This window comes from Seonamhaeicola sp. ABD4_175 (assembly GCF_056160885.1).
The window spans coordinates 490893-509332 of sequence record NZ_JBSWYC010000001.1; the positions used below are offsets into that span (position 1 = coordinate 490893).

At 31.4% G+C, this 18440-nt stretch carries 15 protein-coding genes; 9 read left to right on the forward strand and 6 right to left on the reverse strand.

What is annotated here, in order from left to right; translation table 11 throughout:
• The first annotated feature begins 237 nt into the window (after positions 1-237).
• Both ACXAG4_RS01960 and yihA read left to right on the forward strand, forming a co-directional pair.
• On the forward strand, positions 238-1002 hold the full coding sequence (locus ACXAG4_RS01960; protein ID WP_475294396.1) for an alpha/beta fold hydrolase: 765 nt from the start codon (positions 238-240) through the stop codon (positions 1000-1002).
• Positions 1003-1026: 24 nt separating this feature from the next.
• A complete protein-coding gene (gene yihA, locus ACXAG4_RS01965) occupies positions 1027-1632 on the forward strand; it encodes a ribosome biogenesis GTP-binding protein YihA/YsxC (protein ID WP_475294397.1) in 606 nt (201 codons plus the stop codon).
• A 68-nt stretch (positions 1633-1700) separates the two neighbouring features.
• On the opposite strand, the gene ACXAG4_RS01970 is transcribed toward yihA, so the two are convergent.
• A complete protein-coding gene (locus ACXAG4_RS01970; RefSeq protein WP_475294398.1) occupies positions 1701-2795 on the reverse strand; it encodes an ABC transporter permease in 1095 nt (364 codons plus the stop codon).
• Positions 2796-2802: 7 nt separating this feature from the next.
• Entirely contained in the window at positions 2803-4953 is a 2151-nt protein-coding gene (locus ACXAG4_RS01975) for a carboxy terminal-processing peptidase (RefSeq protein WP_475294399.1), read from the reverse strand.
• 178 nt (positions 4954-5131) lie between these two features.
• Between ACXAG4_RS01975 and surE the strand changes: the two genes are divergently transcribed.
• The 5 genes from surE to ACXAG4_RS02000 are packed head-to-tail and all read left to right on the forward strand — an operon-like array spanning position 5132 to position 9913.
• On the forward strand, positions 5132-5914 hold the full coding sequence (gene surE / locus ACXAG4_RS01980; protein WP_475294400.1) for a 5'/3'-nucleotidase SurE: 783 nt from the start codon (positions 5132-5134) through the stop codon (positions 5912-5914).
• Between the two features lie 8 nt (positions 5915-5922).
• Positions 5923-6204: a hypothetical protein gene (locus ACXAG4_RS01985; RefSeq protein ID WP_475294401.1), complete on the forward strand. Its 282-nt coding sequence runs from the start codon at positions 5923-5925 to the stop codon at positions 6202-6204.
• An 8-nt stretch (positions 6205-6212) separates the two neighbouring features.
• Positions 6213-7325, forward strand: coding sequence for a lipid-A-disaccharide synthase (lpxB, locus tag ACXAG4_RS01990; RefSeq protein WP_475294402.1), 1113 nt, complete (start codon positions 6213-6215; stop codon positions 7323-7325).
• 12 nt (positions 7326-7337) lie between these two features.
• Positions 7338-7850 carry a C40 family peptidase gene (locus ACXAG4_RS01995; RefSeq protein WP_475294403.1) on the forward strand — a complete coding sequence of 171 codons (513 nt, stop codon included), beginning with the start codon at positions 7338-7340 and terminating at the stop codon, positions 7848-7850.
• Between the two features lie 23 nt (positions 7851-7873).
• Positions 7874-9913, forward strand: a complete 2040-nt coding sequence (locus ACXAG4_RS02000) for a ComEC/Rec2 family competence protein (RefSeq protein WP_475294404.1) — start codon at positions 7874-7876, stop codon at positions 9911-9913.
• A 3-nt stretch (positions 9914-9916) separates the two neighbouring features.
• Here ACXAG4_RS02000 and ACXAG4_RS02005 read toward each other — a convergent pair whose 3' ends face one another.
• The 4 genes from ACXAG4_RS02005 to ACXAG4_RS02020 form a co-directional block, all read right to left on the reverse strand.
• Entirely contained in the window at positions 9917-10465 is a 549-nt protein-coding gene (locus ACXAG4_RS02005; protein WP_475294405.1) for a thioredoxin family protein, read from the reverse strand.
• A gap of 84 nt (positions 10466-10549) precedes the next feature.
• Positions 10550-12325, reverse strand: coding sequence for a peptide MFS transporter (locus ACXAG4_RS02010; RefSeq protein WP_475294406.1), 1776 nt, complete (start codon positions 12323-12325; stop codon positions 10550-10552).
• 9 nt (positions 12326-12334) lie between these two features.
• Complete coding sequence (locus ACXAG4_RS02015; RefSeq protein ID WP_475294407.1) at positions 12335-13726, reverse strand: peptide MFS transporter; 1392 nt, start codon at positions 13724-13726, stop codon at positions 12335-12337.
• A 46-nt stretch (positions 13727-13772) separates the two neighbouring features.
• Positions 13773-15950: a S9 family peptidase gene (locus ACXAG4_RS02020; RefSeq protein ID WP_475294408.1), complete on the reverse strand. Its 2178-nt coding sequence runs from the start codon at positions 15948-15950 to the stop codon at positions 13773-13775.
• A gap of 236 nt (positions 15951-16186) precedes the next feature.
• Between ACXAG4_RS02020 and ACXAG4_RS02025 the strand changes: the two genes are divergently transcribed.
• Together ACXAG4_RS02025 and ACXAG4_RS02030 are read left to right on the forward strand one after the other, a co-directional pair.
• The gene (locus ACXAG4_RS02025) at positions 16187-17512 is read left to right on the forward strand and encodes a hydroxymethylglutaryl-CoA reductase, degradative (RefSeq protein ID WP_475294409.1); all 1326 of its coding nucleotides are present in this window, start codon (positions 16187-16189) and stop codon (positions 17510-17512) included.
• The gene (locus ACXAG4_RS02030; RefSeq protein ID WP_475294410.1) at positions 17505-18413 is read left to right on the forward strand and encodes a GYDIA family GHMP kinase; all 909 of its coding nucleotides are present in this window, start codon (positions 17505-17507) and stop codon (positions 18411-18413) included. The genes ACXAG4_RS02025 and ACXAG4_RS02030 overlap by 8 nt, the downstream gene beginning before the upstream one ends.
• Positions 18414-18440: the final 27 nt, after the last annotated feature.

An 18440-nucleotide genomic window follows, 5' to 3' on the forward strand; every position in this document is an offset into this window, starting at 1 on the left:
ATTTTACCACAATATACCACTTTGTTAATAAATTTTACCACATACTCTCCACTTATCTACAAACAGTTCCCCAAAACCCCTATAAACCCTAGCAATCAACTATTTACAAAACACAAAACTTTAACAACCATATTATTAACAATACTTTAAATAAGTTTTGCTTTACTGAATTAATTATGATAGTTATATTATGAATGAAATAACTATATTTGTTTTTTGTGAAAGACTAACTATTTAATGACGCACAGTTTAAAAAAAGAAGGTAATTACAGCTATATTGAAGTTGGTGAAGGTACTCCTATAATAGTGCTACACGGATTAATGGGCGGATTGAGTAATTTTGATGCTGTAACCAAACATTTTAGCTCTAAAGGCTATAAGGTTATAATTCCAGAATTACCTATTTACACCATGTCTTTACTTAAAACCAATGTTAAAAATTTTGCAAATTACTTACACAGTTTTATAGAGTTTAAAGGATTTAATGAAGTAATTTTATTAGGTAATTCACTTGGTGGCCATATAGGTTTATACCATACTAAATTGTTTCCTAAAAAAGTAAAAACTTTAATAATTACAGGCAGTTCTGGCTTATACGAAAGTGCCATGGGCGGTGGTTACACAAAGCGTAGTGATTATGAGGTTATAAAAAAGAAAGCCCAAGAGGTTTTTTATGATCCTGAAGTTGCTACAAAAGAAATTGTAGATGAAGTATACGCTACTGTTAACGACAGAAATAAACTTATAAAAACATTAGCAATTGCTAAAAGTGCCATTAGACACAACATGGCTAAAGATTTGCCTAACATGAAAACTCCAACATGTATTATTTGGGGTAAAAATGACAGTGTTACGCCTCCTGAAGTTGCTGAAGAATTCCATAGCCTTTTACCAGATTCTGATTTATATTGGATTGATAAATGTGGGCATGCCGCTATGATGGAACACCCTAACACATTTAACAGCCTTATGGAAAACTGGTTAAACAAACGTGATTTTTAAAATATAAAAAGCATAGATTAGTTAATGGATATTAAATCTGCCAGCTTTGTAGTAAGCAATTCTGATGTTGAAAAATGCCCAAAAGGGCACTTACCAGAGTATGCTTTTATAGGCCGAAGCAATGTTGGCAAATCATCATTAATTAACATGCTTACCAACCGAAAAAGTTTAGCAAAAACATCGGGGAAACCAGGAAAAACGCAGTTAATAAACCATTTTTTAATTAATAATAATTGGCATTTGGTAGATTTACCTGGTTACGGTTATGCACGCGTTTCAAAATCTTCAAAAAAGGTGTTTCAAAAGTTTATTACACAATATTTTAGCAACCGCATGCAATTAGTTTGCGCTTTTGTTTTAGTTGATATTAGACACACACCACAAACTATAGATTTAGAATTTATGCAGTGGTTGGGTGAAAACGGCATTCCGTTTTGTATCATTTTTACAAAAGCCGATAAACTAAAACCTATGGCTATTGAAAAACATGTGAAAGCCTACCAGAATATTATGTTAGAAACTTGGGTGGAAATGCCTGAATACTTTATTACATCATCATCAAAAAGTATTGGTAAAGATGATTTGCTAAATTATATTGATTATTTAAACAGCAATTTAGAAAACCGTTAGAAACTTTTCACAACGCTTACTAAAGCAATATTTTAAGTGTTTTCATAATAAAAAAACACTAAAAAAAGCTAAGTCTTCACATCTAGAGCATCGCGCAGAGCGTTACCAATTAACATAAAGGCCATAACTAAACTCATAATACACAGCCCAGGAATAACAGCTAAATAAGGTTTACCTAAAATTATATAATTGTAATGGTCTTTTATCATAGCACCCCAACTTGCCATTGGAGGTTGTGCGCCAATACCCAAAAAACTAAGCCCACTTTCAATTAAAATGGCCGCTGCAAAATTAGCTGCCGAAATTACAATAACTGGCGCCATTATATTAGGCAAAATATGCTTGGTTATAATTCTAAAATTGCCATAACCCAACGCTTTTGCAGCCGTTACATATTGCATTTCTTTAGCACTAATTATTTGTCCGCGTACAACTCTAGCAACCTCAACCCACATGGTTAAGCCTACCGCAATAAACACTTGCCAAAAGCCTTTACCTAAAGCCAACGTTATTGCAATAACCAGTAATAACGTAGGTATAGACCAAGTTACGTTTATAATCCACATAATTACAGCATCAACTTTTCCACCATAATATCCTGCAACACTACCCATAAAAAGACCAATTATTAACGATATAAATACTGCTATAAAGCCAATAAAAAATGAAATTCTGGCACCTATAAGCACTCTACTTAATAAATCACGTCCGTATTTATCGGTACCAAAAAGGAAACGTTTTTCTTTAATAAATTTTGAAGCATTGCTATTTGGAAACACTTCAAGCCTTAATGTTTTTTCAACACCTTCTAAACGATCAGAAGCATATTCAGTGTATTGTAATACGTTATTTTCTATTTTATATTTTGAAATAGGCACTTCGGTATTTATACTTTTTTTTCCGAAGAACACATTGTTTAATACATTTTCTTTTTCTTTAAACTCTGAAGGAATTGTAAGCATTAAAACTTTAAAACCCGGCTTTTTGGAATGAATTGACAAGTGCATTTGGTTGGCATGCCTTGTATTATCTGGAGCAATTACATAAGCAAATACAGCTATTACACCTACAAACATTAAAAAAAAGCAACTAAAAACGCCCCAAAAGTTTTTTTTAAACTTTTGGAGCGCTAATTGTTTTAATGAATTTGGTTTATGTTGCATAAACCAACTACTTTTTTATTTCTAGTTTATTTGTTGATGCCACTTTTTTTATTGGATATGCTGTTTTTAAATCTTCTAAAACATTTATAGCCTCTTCTACATAAACATCTTTTGTTAAACTGTTATGCCAACGTTCTCTTTTTTCTTTTAAATCTGTGGTATCTTGTTCAAATAATGATTTCTCGTACGCATGAGATCTAAACGTTAAATTGGTTTTATACTTTGAAATAGCATCAAACTTTTTACCTTCTTCATCATTTAACTCTGCATCTTTTTTGTATTGATTGTAGTTTAAAGACACTACTGTTTCATCAATTTTACTTTTTACCCATTTAGCATTTTCATCAATAAGTTTTAACTGTTCATTATTGCTCATACGGGCTTTACTTTTGCTTATGGTAGCTTCATAATCAAAATAATTTTCCCAAGGCGTATAATTTGCAGGTGTTATTTCGTCATACGGTAACGGATTTTCTTTTTCCTTTTCACCTACTTCAATATAACTAAAACGTCCGGGAACAGTTACATCACTTTGTACACCTTCTAACTGCACAGAACCACCGTTAATTCTGTAGTATTTTTGAGTTGTAAAAGCTAAAGCTCCTAAATCTCCGCTTGTACTGCTTCTAACTAAATCATTTAAATTATACACATTTTGAACGGTACCTTTTCCGTAGGTTTGTTTGCTACCAATAACAATGGCTCTTTTGTAATCTTGCATAGCGGCAGCCATAATTTCGGAAGCCGAAGCAGATAATTCGTTTACTAAAATTACTAAAGGACCATCCCAAGAAATGGATTTATCTCTGTCTTTTAAAACCTCTTTATTATCGCCTGTTGAACGTACTTGCACAATAGGACCATCTTTTATAAATAAGCCTGCCATATCAACAACAGTTGGTAATGAACCACCGCCATTATTTCTTAAATCTAAAATTAAACCTTCAATGCCTTCTTGCTTTAAACGTTCAATTTCTTTTTTAACATCTTGTGCCGCATTTACGTTTTTATAATCATTAAAATCTACATAAAATTTTGGTAAATTAATGATTCCGAAGTTTTTACCTTCTTTTTCAACTACTGATGATTTTGCATAGGTTTCACCCAACTCAACAACATCTCTAACAATGGTTACCTCTTTAATGGTACCATCTACTTTTTTAATAGTTAAAATTACTTTAGTGCCTTTAGGGCCTTTTATGTATTTTATGGCATCATTAATACGCATGCCTACAATATCTATAGGAAACTCTTCATCTTCTTGTCTTACTTTTAAAATAACATCTTCAACATCAAGCTCATTACTTCTCCATGCAGGACCGCCAGATATTAGCTCAACAATTTTAATGTAATCCATTCTTTTTTGTAATCTGGCGCCAATACCTTCTAATTTACCAGACATATCCATATCAAAAGCTTCTTTGTTTCGTGGTGCTAGGTAATATGTATGCGGATCAAACTCTTCAACAATAGTGTTTACGTAAATTGAGAACCAATCTTCGCGTTGCAAATCATCAATATTGTCATTGAAATATATTTCTAATGATTTTTTTGTGGCTTCGCGTGCTTCTTTTTCAATTTGTGCTTCGGTTTTTGAAACGTATGAGGCATCATTTTTTCTAGCTTGCTCTTCTTGAATATGAATATCATCATAGTTTGAAAGTGTTGAAAACTTTAATTGTTTTCTCCAACGTTCTTTCATTTGTTTTTTTGATTTTACATAACCATCTTTATCGTAATCTGTATTAAATGTTTCGTTAATTGTATAATCAAAAGGTGTGCTTAAAACATCGTTATATATTTCTTTAGCTTCGCGTATTCTCATTATTAAACGCTCGTGTGTTTCATTAAAAAATGTAACATCGGTAGATTTTAATTGGTCATCTAATTGCAATCTATATTTTTCAAAATCTTTAATGTCTGATTCGTAAAAATAGCGTTTAAACGGGTCTAAGGTTTCAATATAATCATCAAAAAGTTCTTGCGAGAAGTTATCATCCATTGCAATAGGATCATAATGCCCACGCTCTAAAACAAACGTTATAATTTGTACCAGTAATTTATCTTTGTCTGGGTTATCAAATGTTTTGGTTGTAAAACTGCATGAAGCAAAGGCTAACAACAGCAACAACGATAGAACTTTATAATTCCTTTTCATAATTTTTTTCATCAGTTAATATTTAAATAGTTCTATTAAATAATAGTAATATTTCACTAAAATAAAGAAAAAACTATGCCAATAACTGCAAATAGGCCTAATTTTTTGTTAAACCAAAGAAAATGCCTGTTTCCTAATGAAATTATGTATTTTAGCATATGTTATTTATATACTTTTTATGACAAAAAAACCACTTATACTTGTAACAAATGATGATGGCATAAACGCTCCAGGAATTAGAACCTTAATAAGTGTTATGAATACCATTGGCGATGTTGTAGTAGTTGCACCCGACAGCCCACAAAGCGGTATGGGGCATGCCATTACTGTTGATGCCACACTTTATGTTAACAAAGTTACTTTTGATAACGGACCACAAAAAGAATACAGCTGCTCTGGCACACCTGCAGATTGCGTAAAACTTGCCAACAGAGAGTTAATTACCCAAAAACCAGACCTATGTGTTTCTGGTATTAATCATGGGTCTAACGCCTCAATAAATGTTATTTATTCTGGCACCATGAGTGCTGCTGTTGAAGCTGGTGTTGAAGGTATACCAGCTATTGGTTTTTCGCTTTTAGATTATTCTTGGAATGCTAATTTTGAAGATGCAAAACCTTTTATAAAACAAATTGTTCTTGAAGTTTTAAAAAACAAACTACCAAATGATGTTGTTTTAAATGTAAACATACCCAACCTACCTAAAGATAAAATTAAAGGTGTAAAAATATGCAGACAAGCAAAAGGTAATTGGGTTGAAACTTTTGATAAACGCCAAAACCCAATGGGTAAAGATTATTACTGGCTTAGTGGTAAATTTGTAAATTTAGATGGCGGTGAAGATACTGATGAATACGCACTTGAAAATGGTTACATTTCTGTAGTACCCGTTCAATTTGACTTAACCGCTTACCAAGCTTTAAAAACTTTAAATTCTTGGAATTTTAATAAAACTGAATAATTTTTTAAATGAAAAAAGACATAATTATTGGCATGCTTGTTGGCCTTATTGCAAACGGCATTGGTTTATTAGCTGCCGCTACTTTATTAGGTAATGGTGATGATTTTACAAACGTAATTAAAGCCGCTGCCAACGAAGGTTTTTTAGGAAAACTAATAAGCCTTGGTGCTGTATTAAATTTAGTTGCTTTTTTTATTTTTATTAAAAAAAGACAAGACTACAGAGCCCGTGGCGTATTACTAATTACCGTTTTTATTGCTGTTTTTACATTTATTTTTAAACTGTATTAAATTTAAAAATGAAGTATTATATACTTGCAGGAGAAGCATCGGGAGATTTACATGGTGCCAACCTTATGAAAGCATTACAAAAAATTGATACCAATGCCAATATTAGGTTTTGGGGTGGCGATTTAATGCAAAACGTTGGTGGCACATTAGTTAAGCACTACAAAGAACGTGCTTTTATGGGCTTTACTGAAGTTATAATGAACCTCACAAAAATTTTTAAACTCATTTCTTTTTGTAAAGATGATATTAAAAATTTTAAGCCCGATGTGGTCATTTTCATTGATAACTCTGGGTTTAATTTACGCATTGCTAAATGGGCAAAAGCCGAAGGTTTTAAAACTAATTATTACATTTCTCCGCAAGTTTGGGCATCTAGGGCTAGTCGTGTTAAAGCTATTAAACGCGATATTGATGCCATGTATGTTATTCTGCCGTTTGTAAAACCATTTTATAAAAAATACAATTATGATGTTGCATTTGTTGGGCACCCGTTAATTGATGCCATTGCAGACAGAACACAGGTTAACCCTATTGATTTTAGAAAAAAACACCAGCTAAACGAAAAACCAATAATTGCTCTTTTACCAGGAAGCCGAAAACAAGAAATAACAAAAATGCTATCTGTTATGCTTAGTTTGGTTGATGATTTTAAAAGTTATCAATTTGTAATTGCCGGTGCGCCAAGTCAAGAATTTAGCTTTTATCAGCAATTTATTAAAACAAATAATGTAAAATTCATCACCAATAAAACATATGATTTGCTTAGTGTAGCACATGCTGCTTTGGTTACATCGGGTACGGCTACTTTAGAAACCGCTTTATTTAAAGTACCTCAAGTTGTTTGTTATAAAGGTAGCGCTATTTCTTACCATATTGCTAAACGTATTATTACACTCAAATTCATATCACTGGTAAATTTAATCATGGATAAAGAAGTGGTTACTGAATTAATTCAAAACAATTTTAATAAAAAACGATTAAAACACGAACTAGAAAATATTTTAAACACCAACACACGCCAAAGAATTTTTGAAGATTATTATGAGCTTGAAAAAGCCTTAGGCGGTAAAGGCGCAAGTAAAAACACCGCAAAACTTATTTATGCTTCATTAACATCTTAAAACATTTTAAAAGTGAAAAAAGCTCTTTTTATCATAGTATTACTTGTTAGTTTTTGTAATTGTAAATCTTCAAAAAAAGCTAAAACTTCAAAAAGTAGTACTTCAAAAGTAATTTCAAAAAATGATAATAAAAGTATTTCACAATCTGAAAGCATTATTCGTTTTGCAAAACAATTTCAAGGTGTTAAATACAAATGGGGCGGCACTACTAAAGCCGGAATGGATTGCTCTGGTTTAGTTTTTGAATCTTTTAGAACACACAAAATTTATTTACCTAGAATTTCTAGAGACATGGCCAAAAAAGGAAAAGCCATTAGCTTAAAGCAGGTACAAAAAGGCGATTTACTTTTTTTTAAAACCAGCAAAAATCGCCGAAACGCAATAAACCACGTAGGCTTAATTGTTGACATTAAAAATAACGATATAAAATTTATACACGCTACTACAAGCCGCGGTGTTATCATTTCTGGTTTAAATGAAACCTATTGGTTAAAAGCTTTTACCGAAGCACGCCGTATTTTATAAGAATTTATTTATCTTACAGCTTAATGCGGCTGTTAAATTTCACCATAATAAAACTTACCTTTTTCTTAATTATAGGCATTATAATTGGGTATGTAACACCTATTAGCATAAATACATCTTCAACTATTTTTGCTGTTACATTTGTAGCTTTAGGTATTTGTTATTTCACAGCTAAAAACCAACTAAAAAAAACTGTTTGGTTTGGTATATTTAGTTTTATAACAACATTTTTTTTGGGTGTTTTAGTTACTAATTTTCACAATCATAAAAACAAAAGCAATAACTACACGCATACAATTACTACAGATGAAACAACACAAAGCACTATAACATTTAGAGTGCGCGAAGTGTTAAAACCTGGTAATTATTATGATAAATATATTATTGATTTACTTAATATTGACAGCACTCATGTTTCAGGAAAAACACTTTTAAACATTGAAAAAGACAGTGTTTCTACTAAACTAAAAGTAGATGATATTTTAATTACAAAAGCTACTTTTAAAAACTTAATTAGTCCTTTAAACCCAAATCAATTCAACTACAAAACGTATTTACAAAAACAATATATTTATCATCAAATTTTTATTGATAATAGAGCGCTTTTAAAACTTTCATCAAAACCACATACGCTTTTGGGCTATGCCAATAATTTACGCAGTTTTATTAACAGTAAACTTAAAACTTACAATTTTTCAACAAACGAACTCGCCATTATTAACGCTTTATTTTTAGGGCAACGCCAAAACATTAACAAAACCGTGTATACTAACTATACCAATGCTGGTGCCATTCATATATTAGCGGTTTCAGGTTTACATGTTGGTATTATTTTAATGATATTAAACATATTATTAAAACCTGTGGAACGCTTTAAAAAAGGTGCTTTAATTAAAACTATTTTACTGCTTTTAATATTATGGAGTTTTGCTGTAATTGCAGGTTTATCGGCATCGGTTACCAGAGCTGTAACCATGTTTAGCATAGTAGCAATTGCCTTAAATTTAAAAAGGCCAACTAATGTTTATAATACATTAGCCATTTCAATGTTTATTATTTTACTATTTAAACCACTTTTTATTTTTGATGTTGGTTTTCAATTAAGCTATTTAGCCGTTTTTGCCATTGTAGCTATAGAGCCCATGCTAAATAAACTTTGGAAACCAAAAAATAAGCTACTAAAAATATATTGGCAAACTTTAACGGTTACAATATCGGCACAGTTTGGTATTATACCTATTAGTTTGTTTTATTTTCATCAATTTCCGGGGTTATTTTTCATTTCAAACTTAGTTATAATTCCGTTACTTGGCTTTGTTTTAGGCTTTGGTATTCTTGTTATTTTATTAGCATCTTTAAGCTTACTTCCTCAATTTTTAGCTGATGCTTTTGGGTTTGTAATTTATTTAATGAATAGTTTTGTTGCTTGGGTAGCACAACAAGAGGCGTTTCTTTTTAAAAACATTCCGTTTAATTTATTGTATGTTTTCACAAGCTATATTTTAATTATTTGTATTGTGAAAATGGCCTTAAAAACACATTTCAAAACCATAGTTTGGACTTTAATATCTGTAATATTGTTACAACTTTCAGTTATTTACACACAGTTTACTTCTCTTAAAAATGAATTTATAGTATTCCATAAAAGCAGATATAGTTTACTAGGAAATATTACTGAAAACAAACTTTTTGTTTCAAATGATTTTGATAGCACAACCACAGCAAACACTAAAATAATTAAAGATTTTACTGTTGGAAACCACATTAAAACTATAAAATATACACCAATAAAAAACATGTATTTTTTAAACAAAAAGAATCTTTTAGTTGTTGATAGTTTGGGTATTTACAATGTAAAGAGTATTAAACCCGATTATGTATTGCTTAGGCAATCGCCAAAAATTAATTTAAGCAGACTTATTGATTCTATTAAACCCAAACAAATTATTGCCGATGGCAGTAATTACAAATCTTATATTGAACATTGGGCACTTGTTTGTAAAAAAAGAAAACTCCCTTTTCACCAAACTAGCAAGAAGGGAGCTTTTATAATAAAATATTAATATTTATCCTTGAAATTGAGGTTTAAACGCTTCGTAATAGGCGTTAAATTTTTCTTGTGTATCAAGTTGTTTATGCTCATCTGCTTTAAACATTTTTAAGTACAACTCTAACTGTGGTGGTGTTTTATAACCTTTTAGCGGAAATATAAGTTTCCCCTCTTCATCTAAAAACACAATAGTTGGGTATGCTTGTATTTGAAAATATCTTGATAATTCGTGTGGTGAATTTCTTCGGTTTGCGTTTGCTGGATTATAATTTGGGTTGCTAAATGTTTTACCATCAAAAGTAATTTTATCGTTTCCTTCAGCATTAAATTTTACGGCATAATAATGCTCATTCACATAATTTGCTACCTGCTGATTTTGAAATGTGTTTCTATCTAACATTTTACATGGCCCGCACCAATTGGTATAAACATCCATCATAATTTTTTTTGGTGCCTTTTTTTGAAGTTCAACAGCCTCTTCTAAAGTAAGCCAATTTATTTCTTGAGCTGTAACATTTAGTGTGGTTAAAACCACTAAAACTAGTATAAGTTGTATTTTTTTCATAGTAAATTTGTTGCAAATTGTGTGCCCAACTTACAAAAAAAGCTCCTAATTAGGAGCTTTTTCTATATTTTTTAACGTTTATAATTAGCGTACACCGTGCATAAGTTTCTTTAAAACAGGGTTTAATGCAAAAACAAGTAAACCTGCAACTAAGGGCACAATAGTAAATATTAAAAAGAATGTTGACAAACTGTACTCTTTGGTAATATTTTCTATTTGGCCACCAACAACTGCTGCTAATTTATTACCAATAGCTATGGCTAAATACCACATACCAAACATTAAAGCAATCATTCTGGCAGGCACTAATTTACTAACATAAGATAAACCTACAGGTGATAAACATAACTCACCTAAAGTATGAAATAAGTAAGCTAATACTAACCAAAGCATACTAACTTTTACGCCGGTTTCAATACCATATGACCCAAATGCTAATAACCCAAAACCAATGGCCATAATTATTAAACCTAAAGCATATTTTGTGGCTGCCGATGGATTATATTTACTTTCCCACCATTTAGAAAAGAAAGATGCAAATACAATAATAAAAAAGGAGTTTAATATACTAAACCAAGATACGGTAATTTCAGAAATATCTGCAGAAAATTCTCTATTCAACATCCAACCAACTAATCCCCACATACCTAAAAAACACACCACTAATACAATATTTGACCCTGATATTTTTTTAAACGTTTTTTTCCAAAGAAGAAATAATACGTATGTTATAATAATTAAAGGCACCACTGTTAACAATGCGTTTATTATATTGAATATTACAGCGGCATTACCTGTTAAAACCCTATCTACGTTATCTCTTGCAAAAAGAATTAATGATGAAGCTCCTTGCTCAAAACTCATCCAAAAGAATACGGTGAAGAAAGCAAAAATAATGAAAGCTATCATTCTATCTCTAACCACTTTTGTATATCTGGCAATTCTTCCTATTGATAATACTAAGAACAATAATAAACCTATTAGCACTACTACATATTGCCCTTCAATAGATGTTGTTTTGGCCCATGAAAACATATCTATTCCTGCAATTTTAGACATAGGATCATTAATAGCATACCCAAGACCAATAATAGCTGTTATAACAATTAAAATTTTATCTAACATTGTAAACGGATTTTGTTTTTCAACATCATCAGTTTTAACAGTTTTATTACCTTTTTCATTGATGTTTTGAGGTAATTCTACTTCGTGAACTTTACTAGGTTTAGCGCCTATGTTACCGAATAAATTACCCGACAACCAAAATTGAAGCGTTCCTAATATCATAAAAATACCTGCTAAACCAAAACCATAACTCCATCCTACTTTTTCAGCTAAGTAACCACAAAGCATCATACCAAAGAAAGCTCCTGCATTAACACCCATGTAAAAAATAGTATAAGCACCATCTTTTTTCTCTGGATTTTCTTTATACATTTCAGATATTATAGATGTGATATTTGGTTTAAAAAAACCAGTACCAATAACTAAAAGTCCCAACCCTAAGTACAATGAAAACTCGGTTTCTAAAGCCATTGAAGCATGCCCTAGGGCCATTATTACAGAACCTATTACAACTGCCCAACGGTACCCTGTAATTTTATCGGCTATAACACCGCCTACAATAGGTGTTATGTATAAAAGCATTGCGTAGGTACCAAAAAGAGCTCCAGCATTTTCAGCCGTCCAGCCCCAGCCTGGGTTTGAACTTGTTATAGCCATTGTTAAAAAGTTAACCAATAGCACACGCATACCATAAAATGAGAAACGTTCCCACATTTCTGTAAAAAACAATACTATTAAACCAGCGGGATGCCCTAAAACTTTATCTTTAAAAAGGTTTTGTATATCTGTATTCATAATGAAATATTAATTATCTACTAATTCAAAGCCTTCGGCTTCTTTAGTGCTAAAATCTGTTTCGTTATCTTCTGCTCCATGTGTTAAAGCTTTTAATTTTTTAAAGAAAATGAAAACTATTAAAGCGAAAACAATACAAAATATTGCAATTCCTGTAAACACTTTAAATTCACCAAATACAGATGAAGATTCTCCTAATAAACCAGCTGCTTTATTACCTAAACCAGTAGTTGCAAAATAAATACCCATCATTATCGATGCATATTTTGCTGGTGCTAATTTTGTTACAAATGAAAGTGATACTGGAGATAAACATAGTTCTCCAATTGTATGAAACAAATATGCTAATACTAACCATATCATCATAGAACTTCCTGTATTATCATATTCTGATGCAGCAGCAGACATAAACAAAAAGCCAACACCAGTAATACCTAAACCAACAATCATTTTAAATAAAGATGATGCTTCTGTTCCTTTTAACTTTCTTTTAGCCCAAAAAGCAGAAATAGCAACACCTAACGTAATTATAAAAAATGAATTTAATGACTGAAACCATGTTGCGGGTACTTCCCATCCCATTAACATTCTATTTGTTTTTTCTTTGGCATAAATATTCATTAAGCCACCTGCTTGTTCAAAAGCTGCAAAAAAAGCAATAATTAACAAGAAAGAGATTAACAATACTATAACTCGATCTTTTTCTATTTTAGTGAGTGGTCTTTTAAAATTTTCTTGATCTTCTTTACTTTCAGACTTACCCAAGTAATTACCAACGTGCACTAAATATTTTTGCCCTGCCAAAAACTGTATTAAACCAAATACCATTAATATGCCTGCTAACCCAAAACCATAATGCCAACCATGTACTTCACCCACATAACCAACAACTAACCCAGATAAAAAAGCACCTACATTTATACCTATATAAAAAATTGTAAAGCCTTTATCTCTTCTTACATCGCCTTTTTTATAGAGTCCACCTACCATAGTAGATATATTAGGTTTTAAACATCCAACCCCAAGTATAATAAAGCCTAGACCAGTATAAAAAGCCCACATTGCCTCAATTGCTAGTACACTATGCCCAATAACAAGTAAAACTGCACCTAGTATTACAGACTTTTTTTGCCCAAGAAATTTATCGGCTAAAATACCTCCAGGAATAGACATAATGTAAACCAATGCTGTGTACCACCCGTAAAGTGCCAAAGCTTCACCTTGACTCCAACCAACCCCTGGATTCAAACCTGTTGTTTTTGAAGTTAAATATAAAACCAATAAAGCGCGCATTCCGTAATATGAAAAACGTTCCCACATTTCTGTAAAAAACAATACATAGAGTCCTACTGGATGCCCCCATAATTCTTTTTGGTGTGGTGCTTTTGTAATTTCTGCCATAATCTTTTTTTGAGTTAGTTATTTTAATACTTTTTAATCTTAAAAATTATTTATCCCCTAGTGACTTTTGAATAAAATCAGTCATTTTTCTATACAAATGAAGTCTTGTATTACCACCATAAATACCATGGTTTTTATCCGGATAAATAGCCCAATCAAACTGTTTATTTGCTTGCACCAATGCCTCTACTAAACGCATGGTGTTTTGCACATGTACATTATCATCGGCAGTGCCGTGTATTAATAAGAAATCTCCTTTTAATTTATCTACATGGTTAATTGGAGAATTATCATCGTATCCTGATGGGTTTTCTTGTGGTGTTGTCATGTAACGTTCTGTGTAAACAGTATCATAAAAACGCCAACTAGTTACCGGGGCAACGGCTATGGCCATTTTAAAGGTATCATTACCTTTAAACATGCAATTACTGCTCATAAAGCCACCATAGCTCCAACCCCAAACACCAATTTTATCTGCATTAATATATGGTAATGCTCCAAGTTTTTTTGCAGCAGCAATTTGGTCTTCAACTTCATATTTACCAAGTTGGTTTTGTGTTATCTTTTTAAATGCAGCACCTTTAAACCCTGTACCTCTGCCGTCAACACAAACAACAATAAAGCCTTGTTGTGCTAACATTTGAAACCAATAATCGTTATAACTATTCCAACTATTTGAAACCGATTGTGAACCCGGACCAGAATATTGTGTCATGAATAACGGATATTGCTTTGACTCATCAAAATTAGCTGGTTTAAGCATCCACATATTCAAATCATTTCCATTAATATTTATAGTACTAAACTCTTTTTTAGAAAGCGTATAGTTTTCTATTTTTTTAGCCAAAGCAGCATTATCTACTATTTTAGAAATTACACTACCGTTTACGGCGTTATTTAAAGTGTATTGCGTTGGTGTATTGGCATTTGAAAATGTGTTTATAAAGTACGAAAAATCGGCGCTAAAAGAGGCACTATTTGTGCCATCATTGTTAGATAAACGCTTTTTATCACGGCCATTAATTTTTACAGAATATACGTCTCTGTTTATTGAACCGTTTTCAACAGATTGATAAAAAATACGTTTTGCTTTTGGGTTATAACCGTAGTAATTTGTTACCTCCCAGTTTCCTTTGGTTATTTGGTTTATTAATTTACCATTATTATCATAATGATAAATGTGGTTGTATCCATCTTTTTCGCTTGTCCAGATAAAGCTATTATCATCTAAAAAGGTTAAATTATCGGTTACATCAACATAGGCTTTATCCGTTTCATTTAAAAGCACAGTAGTTTCATTAGTTTCGGTATTAAAGCGCATTACATATAAATTGTTTTGCTTTCTGTTTAAAATTTGAAAACTTAGCAAATTTGCGTTGTTTGTCCATTGTAATCTAGGAATGTAATATGCTTTTTCATCTAAATTAACATTAGTTGTTGTGCTTGAGGCCAAATTGTGAACATGTAAAGATACCTTAGAATTTGGCTCACCTGCTTTTGGGTATTTAAATACTTGTTGGGTTTGGTAAAGCGCTTCACCATAAACATCCATTGAAAATTCAGGTACATTGGTTTCATCAAACTTAATAAATGCTATTTTTTGGCTATCGGCACTCCACTCAAAAGCACGAACAAAAGCAAACTCTTCTTCATAAACCCAATCTGTAATACCATTTATAATGCTATTTTTTTTACCATCGGAAGTTATTTGGGTAGTTTTGCCAGAAATTAAATCTTTCACAAATAGATTATTTTCAAAAGCGTAAGCTACTTTGGTTCCGTTAGGTGAAAATGTTGGTTCTTGTATTAATTCTTTTGAGATAAGATCTAAAGTTTCATCTTCAACATTATAAACAAAATAATTACCAACTGCAGAATGGCGGTAAATTGGTGTTTCATTGGTTGCTAAAATCACCTTTTTTTCATTGGCGCTAAAGGTATAATTGCTAAAATATTGCATAGCACTAAGGTTGGCACTACTTACTAACGTTTTTACTTTTTGCTGTGTTTTATAGTCATAAATATCAATAGTTGTTGCCATTGCAGCTCTATCAAAATTTAAAACCGAATATTGCTTACCGTTTGCCATAGAGTGCAATACGTCCATACTTTCGGGTCTAAAACTACCACTCCAAATGTCTTCTAAAGTAATTTGTTTGTTTTGTGCGTTTAAAACTGAAGTTAAAATAAATAAAACGCAAACTGAAAATTTAAGATATCTCATTAATAACGTTACAAGATTTTAGGTTTTTAAAATACAACATAGGTTTTCAATTATTACAATTTATAATTGAAAATAATAGATGTTTTTTCAAAAACTTTGATTTTTACATAAAATGATGTCAATTTTACTAAAAATAATTCAAAATTCAGCATTTATTAACACTTAATTAAGTTACAATAAAAAGCAATTCATTATAAACAGCAAGTTAGTATCTTTGCCTAATTAAAAAATGTTTTATGAGTAAATCTATTACTGGTTTTTCTAAACTTTCAAAAGCAGAAAAAATTGATTGGATTGTAGATACGTATTTTACCAACCCAAATAGTGCCAAAAACACAATAAAACAATACTGGAATAGTGATGAAAAACTACAACAACTACACGATGAGTTTATTGAAAACACTATAACAAACTACTATTTACCGCTTGGTGTAGCACCTAATTTTTTAATTAATAACAAGCTTTACACCATACCCATGGCTATTGAAGAAAGCTCTGTAGTTGCCGCAGCTAGTAAAGCAGCTAAATTTTGGTTACAACGTGGTGGTTTTAAAACATCTGTAATTTCTACCACTAAAATTGGTCAGGTACATTTTATGTTCCATGGTAATTTTGAAACTTTACAAACGTTTTTTAATACCATAAAACCACAATTAATTGAAGATACTAATACCATTACCCAAAATATGCAAAAACGTGGTGGTGGTATTTTAGATATTGAATTACGTAATAAAACCGATAGTATTGCTGGATATTATCAGCTTCACGCCTCTTTTGAAACTTTAGATGCTATGGGTGCAAACTTTATAAATTCTTGTTTAGAACAGTTTGCTGAAACGTTGAAAACCGAAGCTTTAAATTTTGAATTATTTTCTGAAAGCGACAAGCATATTGAGGTTATAATGAGTATTTTATCTAATTATGTCCCTGATTGTTTGGTTAGAGCTGAAGTAAGCTGCCCTGTTAATGATTTAGTTGAAAATAACCCAAAAGCAAGTAAAGCATACGCCGAAAAATTTGTGCAAGCAGTTACCATTGCTGAAAACGAACCTTACCGTGCCGTAACACACAATAAAGGCATTATGAATGGTATTGATGCGGTTGTGTTAGCTACCGGAAACGATTTTAGAGCCATTGAAGCTTGTGCTCATGCATACGCCTCAAAAAACGGACAATACGGCAGTTTAACCCATGCTAAAATTGAAAATAATACGTTTACTTTTTATATTGAAATTCCTTTAGCGCTTGGTACTGTGGGAGGATTAACAAATTTACATCCGTTAGTAAAATTATCATTAGAAATGTTGGGTTCACCATCGGCCAAAGAGCTTATGCAAATTGTAGCCGTTGCTGGTTTAGCACAAAATTTTGCTGCCTTAAACTCTTTAACAACCACAGGTATTCAGCAAGGACATATGAAAATGCATTTAATGAATATTTTAAACCAGTTTGAAGCCACAAATGCAGAAAAACTAACACTTACTAATCATTTTAAAAACAATACAGTTTCGCATAGTGCAGTTGTTGAGGCTTTAAATAATTTAAGAGTTAATAATGATTAAATATAACAGCAACGGTAAATTATTATTAACTGCTGAATATGTGGTTTTAGATGGTGTAAAAGCTCTTGCTATACCCACAAAATATGGTCAAAACCTAATTATTAAACCTACTGAAAACCCCTTAATTAATTGGTCTAGTTTTGATGAAAAAAATAACATTTGGTTTAAAGGCTCTTTTGAAATTCACAATAATAAATTAAAACCTTTACAACAAAACCTAATTTCTGACAGAATTGTACAAATATTTGAAGCTATCCATCAATTAAACCCAAACTTATTAAATACTAAAAGCGGTTATACTATTGAAACGCATTTAGAATTTCCAAAAAATTGGGGTTTAGGTACATCTTCAACGTTAATAAACAACTTATCAAAATGGGCTAATATTAATCCTTATAAACTCTTAAAACTAACTTTTGGTGGTAGTGGTTATGATATTGCATGCGCTGATAACAATACCCCAATAACCTATAAAATAGCTACTGAATTACCCGTAGTTGAACCTATAGACTTTAACCCTAATTTTAAAGAGCATTTATATTTTATTTACCTTAATAAAAAACAGAATAGTAGAGAAGGCATTGCGCATTACAAAGCACAAAACAAAAATGATTTAAAGGGTGCTATTTCAGAAATTAATATGATAACTGCTGAAATGATTGCTTGTAATACTTTAAATGCTTTTGAAAATTTAATAGATACACATGAACGTATTATTGCAAACATAACCAACCAAACACCCGTAAAAACTTTACAGTTTAATGATTTTAATGGCAGTATTAAAAGCCTTGGTGCTTGGGGTGGCGATTTTGTTTTAGCTACATCAGCAACAAACCCGGAATTGTATTTTAAAAATAAAGGTTTAACAACCGTTATACCTTATTCCAAAATGATATTATAAAAAAAGCCCTCGCAATGCGAGGGCTTT

What these genes read in the sequence shown, in the direction of transcription:
- ACXAG4_RS01960 (WP_475294396.1), top strand. Translation starts at nt 238, where the DNA reads ATGACGCACAGTTTAAAAAAAGAAGGTAATTACAGCTATATTGAAGTT.
- yihA (WP_475294397.1), top strand. Translation starts at nt 1,027, where the DNA reads ATGGATATTAAATCTGCCAGCTTTGTAGTAAGCAATTCTGATGTTGAA.
- ACXAG4_RS01970 (WP_475294398.1), bottom strand. Translation starts at nt 2,795, where the DNA reads ATGCAACATAAACCAAATTCATTAAAACAATTAGCGCTCCAAAAGTTT.
- ACXAG4_RS01975 (WP_475294399.1), bottom strand. Translation starts at nt 4,953, where the DNA reads ATGAAAAGGAATTATAAAGTTCTATCGTTGTTGCTGTTGTTAGCCTTT.
- surE (WP_475294400.1), top strand. Translation starts at nt 5,132, where the DNA reads ATGACAAAAAAACCACTTATACTTGTAACAAATGATGATGGCATAAAC.
- ACXAG4_RS01985 (WP_475294401.1), top strand. Translation starts at nt 5,923, where the DNA reads ATGAAAAAAGACATAATTATTGGCATGCTTGTTGGCCTTATTGCAAAC.
- lpxB (WP_475294402.1), top strand. Translation starts at nt 6,213, where the DNA reads ATGAAGTATTATATACTTGCAGGAGAAGCATCGGGAGATTTACATGGT.
- ACXAG4_RS02000 (WP_475294404.1), top strand. Translation starts at nt 7,874, where the DNA reads ATGCGGCTGTTAAATTTCACCATAATAAAACTTACCTTTTTCTTAATT.
- ACXAG4_RS02005 (WP_475294405.1), bottom strand. Translation starts at nt 10,465, where the DNA reads ATGAAAAAAATACAACTTATACTAGTTTTAGTGGTTTTAACCACACTA.
- ACXAG4_RS02010 (WP_475294406.1), bottom strand. Translation starts at nt 12,325, where the DNA reads ATGAATACAGATATACAAAACCTTTTTAAAGATAAAGTTTTAGGGCAT.
- ACXAG4_RS02015 (WP_475294407.1), bottom strand. Translation starts at nt 13,726, where the DNA reads ATGGCAGAAATTACAAAAGCACCACACCAAAAAGAATTATGGGGGCAT.
- ACXAG4_RS02020 (WP_475294408.1), bottom strand. Translation starts at nt 15,950, where the DNA reads ATGAGATATCTTAAATTTTCAGTTTGCGTTTTATTTATTTTAACTTCA.
- ACXAG4_RS02025 (WP_475294409.1), top strand. Translation starts at nt 16,187, where the DNA reads ATGAGTAAATCTATTACTGGTTTTTCTAAACTTTCAAAAGCAGAAAAA.
- ACXAG4_RS02030 (WP_475294410.1), top strand. Translation starts at nt 17,505, where the DNA reads ATGATTAAATATAACAGCAACGGTAAATTATTATTAACTGCTGAATAT.